General features: G+C 47.6%; 18 protein-coding genes. 4 read left to right on the forward strand and 14 right to left on the reverse strand.

Features of this window, described 5'->3' with window-relative positions; all coding sequences use genetic code 11:
• Positions 1-109: 109 nt before the first annotated feature.
• From HH301_RS14695 to HH301_RS14750, 12 genes are all read right to left on the reverse strand, one after another.
• Positions 110-805: a glutathione S-transferase N-terminal domain-containing protein gene (locus tag HH301_RS14695; RefSeq protein ID WP_169569780.1), complete on the reverse strand. Its 696-nt coding sequence runs from the start codon at positions 803-805 to the stop codon at positions 110-112.
• On the reverse strand, positions 802-1,413 hold the full coding sequence (locus tag HH301_RS14700) for a 2-hydroxychromene-2-carboxylate isomerase (protein WP_169569781.1): 612 nt from the start codon (positions 1,411-1,413) through the stop codon (positions 802-804). The genes HH301_RS14695 and HH301_RS14700 overlap by 4 nt, the downstream gene beginning before the upstream one ends.
• A gap of 112 nt (positions 1,414-1,525) precedes the next feature.
• The gene (locus HH301_RS14705; RefSeq protein ID WP_169569782.1) at positions 1,526-2,587 is read right to left on the reverse strand and encodes a hypothetical protein; all 1,062 of its coding nucleotides are present in this window, start codon (positions 2,585-2,587) and stop codon (positions 1,526-1,528) included.
• A gap of 194 nt (positions 2,588-2,781) precedes the next feature.
• Positions 2,782-3,675 (reverse strand): HpcH/HpaI aldolase/citrate lyase family protein, encoded by an 894-nt coding sequence (locus tag HH301_RS14710; protein WP_169569783.1) that lies wholly within the window; start codon positions 3,673-3,675, stop codon positions 2,782-2,784.
• Positions 3,672-4,124 (reverse strand): MaoC family dehydratase, encoded by a 453-nt coding sequence (locus HH301_RS14715; protein WP_169569784.1) that lies wholly within the window; start codon positions 4,122-4,124, stop codon positions 3,672-3,674. Before HH301_RS14715 ends, HH301_RS14710 begins: the two co-directional genes overlap by 4 nt.
• A 92-nt stretch (positions 4,125-4,216) precedes the next feature.
• Positions 4,217-4,609: a Zn-ribbon domain-containing OB-fold protein gene (locus tag HH301_RS14720; protein ID WP_169569785.1), complete on the reverse strand. Its 393-nt coding sequence runs from the start codon at positions 4,607-4,609 to the stop codon at positions 4,217-4,219.
• Positions 4,606-5,778: a thiolase domain-containing protein gene (locus HH301_RS14725; protein ID WP_169569786.1), complete on the reverse strand. Its 1,173-nt coding sequence runs from the start codon at positions 5,776-5,778 to the stop codon at positions 4,606-4,608. Before HH301_RS14725 ends, HH301_RS14720 begins: the two co-directional genes overlap by 4 nt.
• A gap of 44 nt (positions 5,779-5,822) precedes the next feature.
• Positions 5,823-6,989 (reverse strand): acyl-CoA dehydrogenase family protein, encoded by a 1,167-nt coding sequence (locus HH301_RS14730; protein WP_169569787.1) that lies wholly within the window; start codon positions 6,987-6,989, stop codon positions 5,823-5,825.
• A gap of 51 nt (positions 6,990-7,040) precedes the next feature.
• Entirely contained in the window at positions 7,041-7,814 is a 774-nt protein-coding gene (locus HH301_RS14735; protein ID WP_169569788.1) for an SDR family NAD(P)-dependent oxidoreductase, read from the reverse strand.
• 207 nt (positions 7,815-8,021) lie between these two features.
• The gene (locus HH301_RS14740; RefSeq protein WP_169569789.1) at positions 8,022-8,978 is read right to left on the reverse strand and encodes a ribonucleotide-diphosphate reductase subunit beta; all 957 of its coding nucleotides are present in this window, start codon (positions 8,976-8,978) and stop codon (positions 8,022-8,024) included.
• A 39-nt stretch (positions 8,979-9,017) separates the two neighbouring features.
• A complete protein-coding gene (locus HH301_RS14745; protein ID WP_169569790.1) occupies positions 9,018-10,898 on the reverse strand; it encodes a ribonucleoside-diphosphate reductase subunit alpha in 1,881 nt (626 codons plus the stop codon).
• 389 nt (positions 10,899-11,287) lie between these two features.
• The gene (locus tag HH301_RS14750) at positions 11,288-11,452 is read right to left on the reverse strand and encodes a DUF465 domain-containing protein (protein ID WP_169569791.1); all 165 of its coding nucleotides are present in this window, start codon (positions 11,450-11,452) and stop codon (positions 11,288-11,290) included.
• 128 nt (positions 11,453-11,580) lie between these two features.
• On the opposite strand from HH301_RS14750, the gene HH301_RS14755 reads away from it, so the two are divergent.
• Entirely contained in the window at positions 11,581-12,153 is a 573-nt protein-coding gene (locus tag HH301_RS14755) for a UbiX family flavin prenyltransferase (protein ID WP_169569792.1), read from the forward strand.
• 4 nt (positions 12,154-12,157) lie between these two features.
• Here the strand turns inward: HH301_RS14755 and HH301_RS14760 are convergent, their stop codons facing one another.
• Positions 12,158-12,736, reverse strand: coding sequence for a TIGR02444 family protein (locus tag HH301_RS14760; protein ID WP_169569793.1), 579 nt, complete (start codon positions 12,734-12,736; stop codon positions 12,158-12,160).
• A gap of 167 nt (positions 12,737-12,903) precedes the next feature.
• On the opposite strand from HH301_RS14760, the gene HH301_RS14765 reads away from it, so the two are divergent.
• On the forward strand, positions 12,904-13,113 hold the full coding sequence (locus HH301_RS14765) for a YdcH family protein (RefSeq protein WP_169569794.1): 210 nt from the start codon (positions 12,904-12,906) through the stop codon (positions 13,111-13,113).
• A gap of 12 nt (positions 13,114-13,125) precedes the next feature.
• On the opposite strand, the gene HH301_RS14770 is transcribed toward HH301_RS14765, so the two are convergent.
• On the reverse strand, positions 13,126-13,866 hold the full coding sequence (locus HH301_RS14770) for a GGDEF domain-containing protein (protein WP_169569795.1): 741 nt from the start codon (positions 13,864-13,866) through the stop codon (positions 13,126-13,128).
• Positions 13,867-14,062: 196 nt separating this feature from the next.
• Between HH301_RS14770 and purE the strand changes: the two genes are divergently transcribed.
• Positions 14,063-14,563: a 5-(carboxyamino)imidazole ribonucleotide mutase gene (gene purE, locus HH301_RS14775; RefSeq protein ID WP_169569796.1), complete on the forward strand. Its 501-nt coding sequence runs from the start codon at positions 14,063-14,065 to the stop codon at positions 14,561-14,563.
• Positions 14,564-14,572: 9 nt separating this feature from the next.
• Complete coding sequence (locus HH301_RS14780; protein WP_169569797.1) at positions 14,573-15,661, forward strand: 5-(carboxyamino)imidazole ribonucleotide synthase; 1,089 nt, start codon at positions 14,573-14,575, stop codon at positions 15,659-15,661.
• The last annotated feature ends 10 nt before the right edge of the window (positions 15,662-15,671 follow it).

The raw sequence follows: 15,671 nt of genomic DNA on the forward strand, positions 1-15,671 counted from the left end.
ACCCTTCGAACCGATTCGGCTTCTCTTTACCTTAGGCCTTATTTTCTGTCACTCCAACAGTAAAATTGAATTTTAATAAAATTTTATCTGTCAAGCCCCAGACATCAGATCATTTCGGCGCAGTTGCCTGTGCAGCAAGATACTTGCGGGCTTCATCATCCCATTTTCCTGTTGGTTTTCCGAACTCGGATCCTACCTTATAGCCCCGCCTCAATGCAGGCCTCTCCTTCAAGGCGTCGTACCACCGACGAACGTTTGGGAATTTACTCAAATCTATTTCCTGGCGCTTGTAAGTTATGACCCAAGGCCAGATGGCCATGTCGGCGATCGAATAACTCCCACACACAAAGTCTCGCCCCTCAAGTCGTCGATCAAGTACGCCAAAAAGACGCAAGGCCTCGTTCATATAGCGCTCCTGGGCGTAAGGAATTGTCTCCGGCGCATAAAACTTGAAGTGACCGTTTTGACCCAACATTGGCCCAAGCCCGCCCATCTGCCACATCAACCATTCCATGACCTCTTTTCGGCCACGTATATCTGAAGGAAGAAACTTGCCTGTCTTTTCCGCCAGATAGACAAGAATAGCGCCAGTTTCAAAAACTGAGATCGGTTCACCGCCGTCCTCAGGATCATGATCAACAATCGCAGGCATTCTATTGTTGGGACTAATCTTCAGGAACTCTTCCTTGAACTGGTCACCCCGACCGATATTGACTGGGATAACCTTGTAATCAAGGCCCATTTCTTCGAGCGCTATTGATATTTTCCAGCCGTTTGGCGTTGGCCAATAATAAAGATCTATCATCCGCGCGATCCGTTCAATTTAGCCTCGATCAATTGCAACCGATCATTCCCGAAATACATATCCGTGCGATCCAAATAAAGGGTAGGTGACCCAAACCCGCCACGATCGATGAGCTCTTGTGTTGTGTCTTTCAACTTGTCTTTATAGGTCTGGTCGTTGATCTTTTCAAAATAGGCTGTTTTATCCATTCCAACCGACGTCACGATATCTGAGAGGATCTCTTCCTGAGAAATATCTGCAAGATCCGTCCAATAGCGCTTAAACACTGCCCGCGCGTAAGGGACCAGACAATCTTCTTCGAGCGCGACGAAAGCACCTCGCATGGCTTTAACACTATTTACAGGGAAGACGGGTGGCTGACCGATCTCGATACCGACTAATTCGGCCCAGTCCTTCATATCTTTGCGAGAGTATATCTGTTTCGCTGGAACAGGATTTTCCCGACTTGCGTAAACAGATGGATTAACTGCGTTAAACACACCGCCAACCAGGATGGGTTTGTAAATAACATCAAGATCCGTGTGCCGGGTTAGCAGATCTTGTAAGCCTTCAAATCCCAAATATGTCCAGGGACTTGAACAATCGAAAAAAAACTCCAGCGTGGACATAAGTAACCTCCCATTTTTCTTTTTTATCGGAACGCGCCCTTTTTTTATCAGGCTAGTTTAAAATCAAGCCCTTCGCAAACACTCCTTACCCCAATTGTGAACACATCACATTTTACTTTGAGGATTGCGGTGCAACCTTTATCACCTCGATACAGCTCGCCTGCCAGAGGTAGGGATCCAGTCTTTTTCGCAACGGAAATAATTGAGAGTTTTTCTGACTTTCTGGCTTAGCTAATACTTCAAACTCAACCTTTTGAAGGAACTGCTCGTAATCATTTGCATCTAGAGGTCGCTTCACTGGAAGTGACAAGTTAACCTCAACAGGTTCTGCCCCCATCTTCATGACCTTGCCTTTATAAAGGACGGTTCTATTCCTTCTAGCTGTGAGTTGAATATATCCACTACCCTCGCCAATGATCTGTAGCTTGAAATCGGCCGACATTGGACAGGCTCCCCGAAGATTACGAGGGCCGGAAAGGATCTCAACTTTTTCCAGTTTTAAAAACGATGATTTTGGAAAAATTGCACCGGTTTCACTTCCTTGAAGTGCCAGTGGCTTCGTTTTACGAATTTTAAGATTTGGATCAGCTTGGTAGCGAACAGGAACTGACAACTCCTTGATTAAAACTTTGCTGCTACGGCTGAGAGTTTTAATGCGTTTCGTCGTTTTATTTTGGTCGAATTCTGTGCAGATGACTTCCAATCGAAAGGGCAGTTGATATTGAAACACCTGATCTTTCTGGAGATAGTTAAGGCGCGCCTTCTCACTCTTCGCTTTTTGAAGCAGCAAATCCTTAAACCTCTCCAGCAATTTCAGTTGATGCGGGGTTCCATCCAATAGGCTGCCAGCCACTTTCAGCTGAGTTTTTCCCTCAAAACTTGTCTTGCTAATGTCCTCACCTTGATAAACCTTTTGGCTCCAATAACTATCGTTATACGAACCAAGCCCCAACAGAACCGAAGAGATATACCAACCCTTGATGGATATGTTGCTTTCAACGCGGTCGGGATTGCAGCCGCCCTTCGCCTCCAACTCAAGATTAATGCTGTCACTCTTGACCGAGAGTATCACTTTGTCCAACTGGTGTGACGGATCGCTATTATTGATGCGAAATGGCTCTACCTTGCCAACCTTCTCAAGCGACAAGGCCAGCACCTCAGTAGCTTTATCCACCTCCGCCCTCGAAGGGGTCAGCGCCAAAAAGGTCAGGAAACCAGCAAAAAATAAAAGAAAGACCTGTCTCATCGGTATATTTCACCAGATCGGGATTTTCCAGACAACAACTCTTTCCAAGGCACTCGACAAACAAAAGAAACGGCGAGCCAATTTGGCCCGCCTGATATAGCACTTCAATTTACCCTCAGTCGTTAGCCACGATCTGCGATCTGCTTGGCAAGTTCTAGTGTATTTCTAGCCTGTTTAAGATGGGGCATATCCAGCATCTTCCCATCCAGCCCCACAGTTCCAAGCCCCGGGTTATCCTCGAATACCTGAACCACTTTCTGGGCATGTTCGATTTCCTCATCGGATGGGGTGAATGCCCGATTTATCACTTCAGACTGCGCAGGATGGATTGCGGCTTTGCCAATAAATCCGCTTTGGCGATCGCGAAGACATTCAGCCTCCAGTCCTTCCAGGTCCCTAAAATCCACATAGACCACGCCGACAGGTTGGGCATCAACGGCACGAGCCGTCGCCAGGCACATGGATTTTGCATAGAGAAACACATCATCATATCCACCTGTTGCCGGGTTCCGGTTGGAACTGGCTCCAAGGGCTGCGGACAAATCCTCCCCGCCCCAGGTGAGTGCAGAAAGCCTGGGCGTGACATTTTCCAAATAGGTAGGAAAAGTCAGGAGCGACTCAGCGGTTTCCGTTGCCACTGAGAGGATCTTGGTTTGACCTTCTGGCACGCCTTCACGAATTTCCAGGATCCGGATATAATCCGCTAACCGGTTGATATCGGCGGCCGTTTTAACCTTAGGAATGACGATCCCATCGGGCGCTCCCCCCATAATCGCAGCGAGATCCGGTAGCGATAGGTCGCTGTCCAACGGATTGATCCGAACCCAGAGCTGTTGCCGACTTCTATCGGGATTTGCCTTCAAGAATGCCAGCGTCAGTTCCCTGGCTATGTCTTGCCGATCGTCAGAGACAGAGTCTTCCAGGTCCAAAATCAAGGCATCCGCAGCATTTTCGCGTCCTTTCGCCATTTTCTTTTCACTGTCACCGGGAACGAACAGCCAAGAGCGAATAATCATGCCGGCCTCTTCTTCATCAAACCTGTGCGGACCACGTAGCAGACCTCCTCATCCCGCTGATTATAGCCAATATGTTCAAATGTGACGATCCCTTCATTCGGGCGCGACTTGCTCTCCCTGACTTCCTTGATGCGGGTCATAGTTCGAATTGTATCACCATGAAAAACCGGGTTCTTAAACCGGATATCTGTCATTCCAAGATTACCAAGGGTCGTACCAAGGGTGGTGTCGGCAACGGTCACGCCGATGACCAATCCCAATGTAAAAAGGCTATTGACGATACGCTGCCCATACATGGTGCCTTTTGAATATTCTTCATCCAAGTGCAACGGCTGAGGATTGTGGGTCATGGCACTGAACATGATATTGTCCATCTCAGTGACAGTTCTTGTCAGGGCGTGATGAAACTCCATCCCGACTTCAAACTCCTCAAAATAAAGTCCAGACATCTTATTTGTCTCCTATTCATTATGCCGCCCTGAAGCTGATCTCCAGTGACGGCATCTTAATTACATCATATTCCTAGATCGGATATTCAGAGTTATACTGGGCGAAACATCGGTAGTTTCTCGCCGCCTTCTGTATCCCGAAATGTCACTTCAACCTCTTTATCAACAGCGAGATCATCAAAATCGCAGTCCACTAGGTTGGTTAGCATACTCACCCCTTCATCAAGAGTGACATAAGCAATGGCATAAGGAATAGGTGCTCGCCGAACGACCGAATAGGAATAAATCCGTCCCTTCCCGCTTGCTTCATACCAGCTCGTGTTACTGCTCTGACAGTGTGGACAAATGATGCGCGGGAAAAAATGGGTTTCACCGCAGTCATCGCATTTTTTGAGGATCAGTTTTCCTTGCTTAGTCGCTTTCCAATATTCCTCATTTTCCATATTCATGCTGGGATCGGCATAAACTCTTTCTTCTCTACTCATGCGTCATTCCTTCCCAAAATCAGTGTTGCACTTCCGTGGCGTTGAGAAATCTGACCGCCGGTTCCATGGGCCAGAGCAAGTTCACAGTTTGGTACTTGCACAGCCGGGTGAGCTTCCCCGCGAAGCTGACGAACAGCCTCAATCACTTTTGTCATACCGCCGCGGTTACTTGGATGATTATTACAAAGACCGCCGCCGTCCGTATTGAAGGGAAGTTTTCCGACCCCAGAGATAAGGTTCCCGTCAGATACAAATTTACCGCCTTGCCCTTTTTCACAGAACCCAAGATCCTCAATGGTTTCCAGAACCGTGATAGTAAAGCTGTCATAAATGGAGGCATAATCCATATCCGATGGCTTCAAGTTGGCTTCTGAGAAAGCGCTCGGCCCAGACTTCACTGCCCCTGTGTAGGTCAGATCAATTTTTCCACCATTTAGATGTTTAACAGCTTCACCTTGTCCCAGGATCTTCACGTTCCGATCACCCAGGGTTTTTGCAATCTCAGGAGAAACAACCACCAGGGCGCCGCCGCCATCACTGATCACACAACAATCCAATCGATGAAGGGGATCCGCAATCAGCGGTGAATTCACCACATCCTCGACGGTTACCACATCACGGAGCATCGCGTGCTCGTTATGCTGTGCATGGTGAGATGCTGCAACCTTGATCCAGGCTAGCTGTTCACTGGTCGTGCCAAATTCATACATGTGGCGCATGGCCGCCATGGCGTAGAGGTTCGTAACAGCAGGCCCATAAGAAAGTTCAAATCCCCGCTCAGGTGCATCATTCCCTGTATCCCTTGCGGGCAAGGAAGTCAGCCCTTCCGCCCGTGGCCGGCCTGCGAGGGTAATCAGTGCCACGTTACATTTGCCTTCAGCAATGGCACGCATGGCATGACCAACATGAACCAGATAGGAAGACCCACCGGTTTCTGTCGTATCAATATAGCTGAGATCCAATCCCAGATATTCCGCCATCACAAGGCCGCCCAGACCTGGCACCGTACTGTCACAAAAATATCCGTCCACGTCCTTCATGGTCAGGCCGGCATCTTTCAACGCGCCGATCGCCACCTCAGCATGAAGCTGCGTAAGTGTTTTATCTGTCGCCTTGCGGGTGGGATGTTCATACACCCCCGCGATATAGGCTTTGCAAGATCTTGTCATTTTACTCCTCTTGTTTTCTTGTTATTGGGAGGGGATTATTCTTCTCAGTAAGACTTTGGCAGATCCAGCGCATTTTCCGCTAGATAGCTCAGCAATAATTGGGGGCTAATGGGCGCCAATCGGTGGATCAGACATTCCCGAAGATATCTCTCTACGTGGAACTCCTTGGCATATCCCATTCCCCCATGGGTCATGACCGCATTTGTACATGCCTTGAAAGCCGCTTCCGCTGCCAGATACTTAGCAGCATTGGCTTGCAGTCCACATTCCTGCCCTTCGTCATACATTCGCGCAGCAGTGAAGGCCATCAGATTAGCCGCTTCCAGCTCTGCCCAACTTTCTGCGAGAGGATGTTGGATCGATTGGTTCTGACCAATAGGCCGCCCAAATACAACCCGTTCGCGCGCATATTTCGCTGCCTTGTCGAGCGCTGCACGACCAAGCCCCACCATCGAGGCAGAAATCAGAATCCTTTCCGCATTCAGTCCATGCAGCAGGTATCGAAACCCTTTGCCTTCCTCACCGATTAAATGGTCTTTGGGAATTGGCAAGTCATCAATAAACATTTCATTGGAATCAACACATTTTCGGCCCATCTTTTCGATTGGCCGAATATCCACATAGTCCCTATTTAGGTCCGTATAAAAAAGGGATAAGCCATCAATAGGCCGTTTGGTTTCTTCCTCTGGCTTGGTGCGGGCAATCAATAGCATCTTGTTGGCGCGAAGCGCTGTTGAGGTCCAGATCTTGTGGCCCTTAACAATATAATAGTCACCTGAAAGTGTTGCTTTCGTTTTTAGCCGTGTTGTATCCAATCCCGTATTCGGCTCAGTTACTGCGAAACACGCTACATCTTCCCGCTTAATCACGGGGGGAAGCCATTTCTTCTTTTGCTCATCCGTGCCGAAAACAACGACGGGATTCAGTCCGAAAATTCCGATAATCAGGGCTGCAAAACCAGCGTTCGCAGCTCCTGACTCAGTAATAGCTTGGGCCATAACAGCGGCATCTGAAATCCCAAGGCCGCTGCCACCATATTCTTCAGGCATGGCTATGCCCATATAGCCCTCATCAACAATCGCCTGACAAAATTCCTCCGGAAATTTGCCATCAGTGTCACGGGCTAACCAATAATCGTCATCAAACTGCTGACAAATCCTGAGAATACTCTCTCGAATTTGCTGTTGTTGCTCGTTTAAAACTATGCTCATCTCTTACTCCTGGCACGACTATCGATAAGGTCAATGTGGGGCACAGGAAGTCTAGACGCCGATGGTATACCCACCATTGACAGATAGATGTTGACCCGTGATGTAACTGGATGCCTGAGAAAGCAGGAAGCAAACCGGCTGGGATACTTCTTCCGGATTGGAGAAACGCTTCATCGGAATTTGCGCCATTACTCCATCACGGAATTTATCTGACCGAATGGTTTCCGTCATTTCTGTTTCCACAACGCCAAAACAGATGGAGTTCACACGCACCTGCTTTGCCGCCCATTCGCGAGCCGCACTCATCGTCAGCCCCAGAACACCGGATTTTGCAGCACCGTAGTTAATCTGGCCGATCGTTCCGCGGCGACCAGCGTCTGAGGAAATATTGACGATGGAAGAAGGTGCTGTGTCACCAGATTCTGCCCGCTCATACATGTGCCGGCCAACGGCTTGCAGACAGTAAAAAACACCTGAAAGATTAACATCAATCACGTCCTGCCAAGTCTGGATCGGCATTTTAATCGCCATGGCAGCGCGCACAATACCAGCGTTATTCACCAACCCATGAACTGCCCCATTTGCCGCGACAGACTGATCAACCATCTTCTGAACAAATCCAGGTTCTGCAACCGAACCCACATGGATATCCGCATTCCCTGCACCTAAATCACTGGCCAAAGCCTCAAGCTTATCCGCCTGCATATCTACAAGAATTGCCTTACCGCCAAGCTCAACAATTAGTCTTGAAACGGCCTCACCAATACCTTGGGCCGCACCGGTCACGATAATATTATGCCCATCCAGAGCCATGGGGTTATTCATAGATTTAGCTCCCTATTATTTTCTTATTTTTATTATGGATGCTTCCCTATGTTTTTGATTTTGGTGGGAAACATTACCCAATACTAAAAAGGAACCCTTGGGTAAGGTCAATCATTTATTCATGCATGATAGTTGAAATGAACAAAGAAAAAGGCCTGAAGGGTCACCTACAGGCCTTAGAATTTTATGAACAGAGAGGCTTAGATCCTACCAAACTTCTTCCCAGGATCCTTGCGTTGCCGCTTTAGAATATTCGGTCGCACGGTTTTCAAAGAAATTGGTGTGCTCTACTGCGTTCAGGATCGCATCCAGCCAAGGAAGCGGGTTTTTCTCGATATGGTAAATCGGCTCAAGCGACAATTGGGTTAGACGACGATCTGCAATATAGCGAATGTAGGATTTGATTTCATCCGCTGTCAGACCCTCGATATCACCCTGACCGAAAGCCAGATCAATAAACGCATCCTCGTGGGAAACAATTTCCCGGCATGTTTTATAGAGCTCCTGAACAAAATCCTCAGTCCAGATTTCTGGATTTTCCGACACAAAAGTCTTGAATAGCTTGATGATGGAATTGCAATGGAGGGTTTCATCGCGAACCGACCAGGTTACAATCTGCCCCATCCCTTTCATTTTTCCATGCCGCGGAAAATTCAACAAGATGGCAAAGCTGGCAAAAAGTTGCAGGCCTTCTGTAAAGGCACCAAATACAGCCAGAGTCTTGGCAACCTCACGCAGATTATCCACGTTAAATTGCTGCATGTAATCGTACTTGTCCTTCATCTCCTTGTACTTGAGGAAGGCTGAGTACTCAGTCTCTGGCATGCCGATGGTATCAAGCAGATGGGAATAGGCCGCAATATGAACCGTTTCCATGTTGGAAAAAGCGGCCAGCATCATTTGCACCTCAGTCGGTTGGAACACCCGGGTGTAATGACGCATGTAGCAGTTATTCACCTCAATGTCGGATTGGGTGAAAAACCGGAAGATCTGGGTCAGCAGATGCCGTTCATCATCTGATAGCGTTTTATGCCAATCTTTCACATCATCGGCGAGCGGAACTTCTTCCGGCAACCAATGGATCTGTTGCTGCATCAACCAGGCGTCGTAGCACCAGGGATAGGAAAACGGCTTATAGATCGGTTTTGCATCCAGCAAAGACATGTCGGTATTAACTTCTAGTTTTATAGATTGATATTTGGGTTACTGGCAGGCCAAGCATTCTTCGTAGTCAACAGCTTCAGCCGTCTCCCCGACCACATCCAGTTTAGGCTTGGCCATTTTGCCATCTACAAGATCTTTCAGGCTATCCGGAATGCTTTCCTTTGTCGCAACGACTTCAGCCCGCTGAACAGACTTGGAACGGCAATAATAAAGGCTCTTCATGCCTTGCTTCCATGCCTGCCAATGGATTTGATGCAGATCCCGCTTGTGAACATTACCTGCCAAGAACACGTTCACAGATTGAGACTGGTCAATCATAGGCGTGCGATCTGCTGCAAGCTCAATGATCCACCGCTGGTCAAGTTCAAAAGCCGTCTTGAAAACATCTTTTTCCAGGTCATCAAGGAAATCAAGGTGCTGTACAGATCCTTCATTTACAGTGATGGAGGACCAAACATCTTCGTTATCCTGGTCTTTTTCCGCCAGCAAGCGCTTCAAATGTGGGTTTCGCACATTGAATGAGCCGGACAGGGTTTTGTGTGTATAGCTGTTGGCAGCCGCAGGCTCAATTCCAGGGCTTGCGCCACCGCAAATGATGGAAATGGAAGCTGTCGGGGCAATAGCTGTCTTATTCGAAAACCGCTCGTTGAAGCCATAATCGGCTGCATCAGGACACGCTCCCCGAAGATCCGCCAAGGACTTAGACGCCGCGTCAGCCTTTTCTTTAATATGGCTGAAAATACGGTTATTCCAGACTTTAGCCATTACGCTTTCCATTGGAACCCGTTTGGCCTGCAGGAAGGAATGGAAACCCATCACGCCAAGACCAACGCTCCGCTCCCGCATGGCGGCATATCGCGCGCGTTCCATTTCATCTGGCGCCCGATCAATGAAGTCCTGAAGAACGTTATCAAGGAACAACATCACATCCTCAATAAAGCCTTCCTCTTTCTCCCATTTGTCGTAATTTTCAAGATTAAGAGACGACAGGCAGCAAACGGCGGTCCGGTCGACACCCAGATGATCCTTACCAGTGGGCAATGTAATCTCTGCACAAAGGTTTGAGGTTTTTACGCTGAGGCCCGCCAACTTGTGATGCTCTGGCACCAATGAGTTTACCCGGTCATTGAAAATGATATATGGCTCACCCGTTTCAACACGGGCAGTCAACAAACGGATCCACAGGCTACGGGCACTTACTTTACGGACAACGGATCCATCTTTAGGGCTGGTCAGCCCCCATTCTTCGTCATGTTCAACAGCCCGCATAAAATCATCTGAAACAAGAATACCGTGATGCAGATTTGGTGTTTTCCGGTTCGGATCACCACCTGTTGGGCGGCGGATCTCAATAAACTCTTCAATCTCAGGGTGGCTAATTGGCAGATACACAGCAGCCGATCCCCGACGAAGGGACCCCTGACTAATCGCAAGTGTCAGACTGTCCATAACCCGAATAAACGGTACAACACCGGATGTTTTGCCAACTGCACCAACACCCTCGCCGATTGACCGCAAGTTACCCCAGTAACTTCCGATCCCACCCCCTTTGGAAGCGAGCCAAACGTTTTCTGTCCAAAGGTCTACAATACTATGCAGACTGTCATCAGACTCGTTTAGGAAACAGGAAATCGGCAAGCCACGAGTACTTCCTCCATTACTGAGGACAGGTGTGGAAGGCATGAACCAAAGATTGCTGATGTAATCATAGATCCGCTGTGCATGCTCATCGCCTTCACCATAGGCACTGGCAACCCGGCCAAACAGATCCTGAAAGCTTTCATCAGGCAGCAGGTAGCGGTCTTTCAAAACGGCCTTTCCAAAGTCTGTCAGCAGTTCATCCCGACTATGGTCAATATGAACCCTTGCGCCGTTTTTAACCTGCACAACATCCGTTAACATATCGACCGTATCCAACATGCGTCATCCCCCTGGGTTGCCTGACTTGAAACTGTAGTGAAATGAACTCGAAAAACGTTCGAAAGCGTCGACATATAGACGATTTTCGAAAATATGCTTTTCCCTACAAAACCACTACATATTGTATGACTATCACGGGGCCGTCAACAAATTGTAGTGGAAAAATTACAAAAAAATGACTTGACGAGTGCGGAAAATCCCGTTCCAAAACCAACGCAAAAAATCATACAAATTGAGCCTTATATTTGCACTGTTTTTCATCAAGTTAGAGCACATATTTAAGTAGTCACTTTTGATTTGATCAAGAAGTCGGCAACGATCCTGCCAATAAAAAATGCGCCGAAATCTCTCGGCGCATTCTCGTAATCAATTAGGGATTTAATTTTTATCTATGAGGACAACCTCTGTATTTTTTCTTTCAATCGGAGTTTTTCTTTTTTGAGCTCAGTAATATGCATGGGGTCAGCTGATGGATGTGTCATTTCAGATTGGATTTCCTCCTCAATTCTGTGATGCTTTTCCGTTAGCTGTGCGACATACTCAGTTGTGCTCATATTTTTTCTCCTTTAATAGAAAAAGCTTCACTCCCTCATATAGGAATGAAACTCTATATTACAAAATTATGAAGCAAAAATCATTTGAAAGATTGCCTCTAATTCATTTTTCTGCCGAAAGAAGGTCTATGGGAAAAAATAAACTAATCATCGGCATTACAGGAGCCTCTGGCGCAATCTACGGTATAAGGCTTTTAGAAGCCTGTAAAATGCTGGAAATTGAAACGCATCTCGTTATTAGCAAAGCGGCAGAGATTACAATTTCACACGAGACAGGTATGAGCTCTTCAGAGCTTCGTGCACTGGCAACTGAATCGTATAAGGCTGCAGATATTGGTGCAGCGATTGCATCAGGCTCTTTTCAAAACGCTGGCATGGTCATTGCCCCCTGCTCCATTCGTTCAATGTCGGAAATCGCTACGGGGACGACTAGCTCTCTGTTAACCAGAGCAGCAGATGTCGTTTTAAAAGAGCGGCGAAAGCTGATCTTAATGCTGCGGGAGACACCACTTCATTCAGGGCACCTGCGAAACCTGGCGACCTTGTCTGACTTAGGTGCCGTTATTGCGCCGCCTGTTCCAGCGTTTTATACAAACCCTAAAACAATCGACGACATCGTGAATCATTCTGTTGGTAGAGTTCTCGATTTATTACAGATTGAGAATGAGCTTTCAGTTCGCTGGTCGGGACTAAAAGGCTAGAAATTCAGAGGCGTTCGAAAATACCCGCAACCTCATCCTGGGAAACCTCAAACGCTGAGGCGAATAAGACTTGGAATGCTGGCCGCATGTGCTTCAAGCCATGATCCGGTTCTAGACCATGCGCAGCCAGTATGTTCTTTTCAGCCACAACGACCTGACACTGCAAGGACGCAACTTCAGTATCATCCCTTTCTGTTTCAGCCAAAATCAAGAAGAGGCTATGCAGCTCCGCCTTCTCAGCTTCTAACTCCAACTGCAAAAGCTGAGTTCTCAGCTCAGAGCAAACTGAATGAGGGATAGAAGCCAGCTCACTTTCCTTCAAAAAAGTTCGAACCTTCCTAATCTCAGAAACGACTGGATATTGCCAATTATGAATAACCGATTTGATTCTTTTTAATTGCTCAACATTCCAGCCACCAGCAGATTGATTGGCTGACCAGCATGCGAACAACAAGACACAAACATCCAGCTCCAGTTGATCTTGCAGTTTAAGTACAGCCTCCTTGACACCTTCACTGTCATATAGGCGCAAGCAATATTGCCAAAACTCGTCAAAACCGGCTATTTCAGATGGCTCTTTCATGCAATATCCGTGTCTTCTCCTGATTTCTTCTGGAAGTTATAGAAATCGTTTTCAGCGAAGAAAGCTAGTCCGACCTCCAAAAAAATGTTACAATTGCTTTGGCGTTTAATCTGAAAGAATGTACGGATAACGTCCATCCCCATACGGAATATCGGATTGGCAACAGAATGACAGTGGTAGACGATCAGGAAGTGCTGAGACAACGTCTCGTCGAACTACAAGATGAACATCGTGATTTGGATTCAGCCATTGATGCCCTTGTGCAATCAGGCAACTTCAATAGTCTTCAACTGCAACGACTGAAAAAACGAAAGCTGATTTTAAAGGATCAGATCTTTGTAACGCAAAATGCGCTGCTGCCAGATATAATCGCCTAGAGAACGACCCAATCAGCCACCTGATTTGGCTTCTCTCTTCTGCTTATACATCTTGCTATCAGCATCGGTCAGCACTTCTTCAGGATGAAGATGAGCTTCCACTGGCACAATTCCGTAGGCCAATCCTACATCCATCTTTTGACCTTCCCAAAAAATGGGATTTCTCTCCAGCTCTATCGGCAATCTCGTGGCCAGCGCCATTGCCTGCTCTGGACCGGCTTGAGACAGGATCAAACCAAACTCGTCACCGCCAAGCCGACCAACAACATCAGATTCCCGAACACTTTTGACAAGTCTCGCTGCCATCTCACTTAGGACATAATCCCCAGCCTGGTGACCAAAATTGTCATTAATTCCTTTAAAGCCGTTCAAATCGATGTAAATCAAGCTGGCTTTTTCACCATAACGTTCAACCAGAGCCTGGGTTCTGGTCATTTCTCGAACAAAAGCACGTCGATTGTAGATGGGAAGCAATGGATCCTGGTCCGCTAACTTCTCGGCCTCTGCAAGCCGCTTATTAATACCTTCAATCGATTTTCTAAGGTGATCGACTTCAGCCATCAAAGACATAATCGCGTCGCGGACTTTGGGGGTCAGTTCAGCTTCCGGAATTCCCATAATGGCGGTTGTGTCCTGAATATTTCGTGCAGGTGCAACACCACCATAAGCCGCCGCTGCTTGTGCAGAGGAAGTACCCGTGGCTTTTCTTGTCGGGGCGCTACTTGTTGGCCGCCCTGTAGACCCAATCTTCATTAACTAATCCAGCTACAATAAAAATAACTAAACTCTATGTAAGTTGCCTCTCTTCTAAATGCAAAAATTGTATATATCGTTAATAAATTCAGAACATTCTCTTTTGTGAGGCTTTCCTTGCCAAAATTTTCGCCCTGCCTATAATCCGGGCTTCATTCTGCAATGGGTAAATTCGTTAAATAATTGGACGGACAAGATGACAGAAACTGGGGCACAAGTCGGAATTATCATGGGCAGCCAATCCGACTGGCCGATTATGAAACATGCCGCAGATACACTGGCTGAACTTGGCGTTGTTTTTGAGAAGAAAATAGTCTCCGCCCATCGCACACCTGATCGCCTTTTCGAATATGCTAAATCGGCTAAAAGTCGTGGCATCAATGTTATCATTGCGGGCGCAGGCGGCGCAGCGCATTTGCCGGGCATGGCTGCATCCATGACCCCGCTCCCGGTTCTTGGTGTTCCCATTGAAAGCAAGGCCCTAAAAGGGATGGATAGCCTTTTGTCGATTGTTCAGATGCCAGGTGGCGTTCCTGTTGGGACACTTGCTATCGGCAAAGCAGGTGCCATTAACGCCGCCCTCTTTGCTGCACAGATTTTAGCGCTGACCAATCCTGAAACAGCAACTGCAATCGATAGCTGGCGCCAAAGGCAAACAGACGCCGTTGCGATTGAACCTGTCGATCAGCCTGAATAAGGAAAGCTCATGACAACGATTGCACCTGGACACACCATTGGCATTCTGGGAGATGGTCAGCTTGGCCGGATGATGGCGCTCGCGGCAGCAGAACTTGGGTATAAAACCCATATATATGGACAGGACCCAGATGCACCTGCCGCACAAGTCTCGACTTATTCCACAGTTGCCGAGTACACAGATACTGAAGCCTTGAAGAAATTTGCAACTGACGTAGACGTTGTAACCCTAGAGTTTGAGAACATCCCTTCCGAAACTCTGAAGGTTCTGGAAAAGATTGTTCCTGTCCGTCCCGGGCGTAAAGTTCTGGAAACCAGCCAGGACCGCTTTATTGAGAAAAGCTTCCTCAATAGTCTAGGCGTTCCAACGGCCCCTTTCGCCAATGTAGAAAATCTGACTGATCTCGGGAAAGCGATTGAGCGAATTGGTACTCCAGCTGTCTTGAAAACCCGTCGATTTGGATATGACGGCAAGGGGCAGTTTAAAATCACCAATGGCACCCAGATTGATGAAGCATGGGAAGCCGTCAATGGACATCCATCAATCCTGGAAGGCTTTGTCCCATTCGACCTGGAAATTTCAGTTATCGTGGCTCGTGATATTCAAGGCAATATTGAGACCTACGTCCCTGTCGAAAACCGCCACAAAAATCACATACTGGATATCACGCTGGCGCCCGCAGACATTATGAAGGTTGTTTCAAAGCATGCCACTGAACTTGCGGCCAAAATCGCTGACAACTTGGATCTTGTGGGTCTGATCGCTGTTGAAATGTTTGTAACCAATGAGGGTGATGTTCTGGTCAATGAACTTGCTCCTCGCCCGCATAATTCTGGCCACTGGACGATCGAAGCTTGTGTGACGAGCCAGTTCAAGCAAAGCATCCGGGCGGCAGCGGGTCTCCCTCTTGCCTCACCTGAACGCCACTCCAATGCCGTTATGCGGAACCTAATTGGTCATGATATCGATCACTGGCAGGAAATCCTGAATCATCCGGAAATGAGCCTGCATTTATATGGTAAGGCTGAAGCGAGAGAGGGCCGTAAAATGGGCCATGTCACACGCCTGTTTCCGCTAGACACTAAGCCGAAAGCTTAAAGTCCTGGGC

This window comes from Sneathiella limimaris, assembly GCF_012932565.1.
In the GTDB taxonomy this organism is placed as follows: Bacteria; Pseudomonadota; Alphaproteobacteria; order Sneathiellales; family Sneathiellaceae; genus Sneathiella; species Sneathiella limimaris.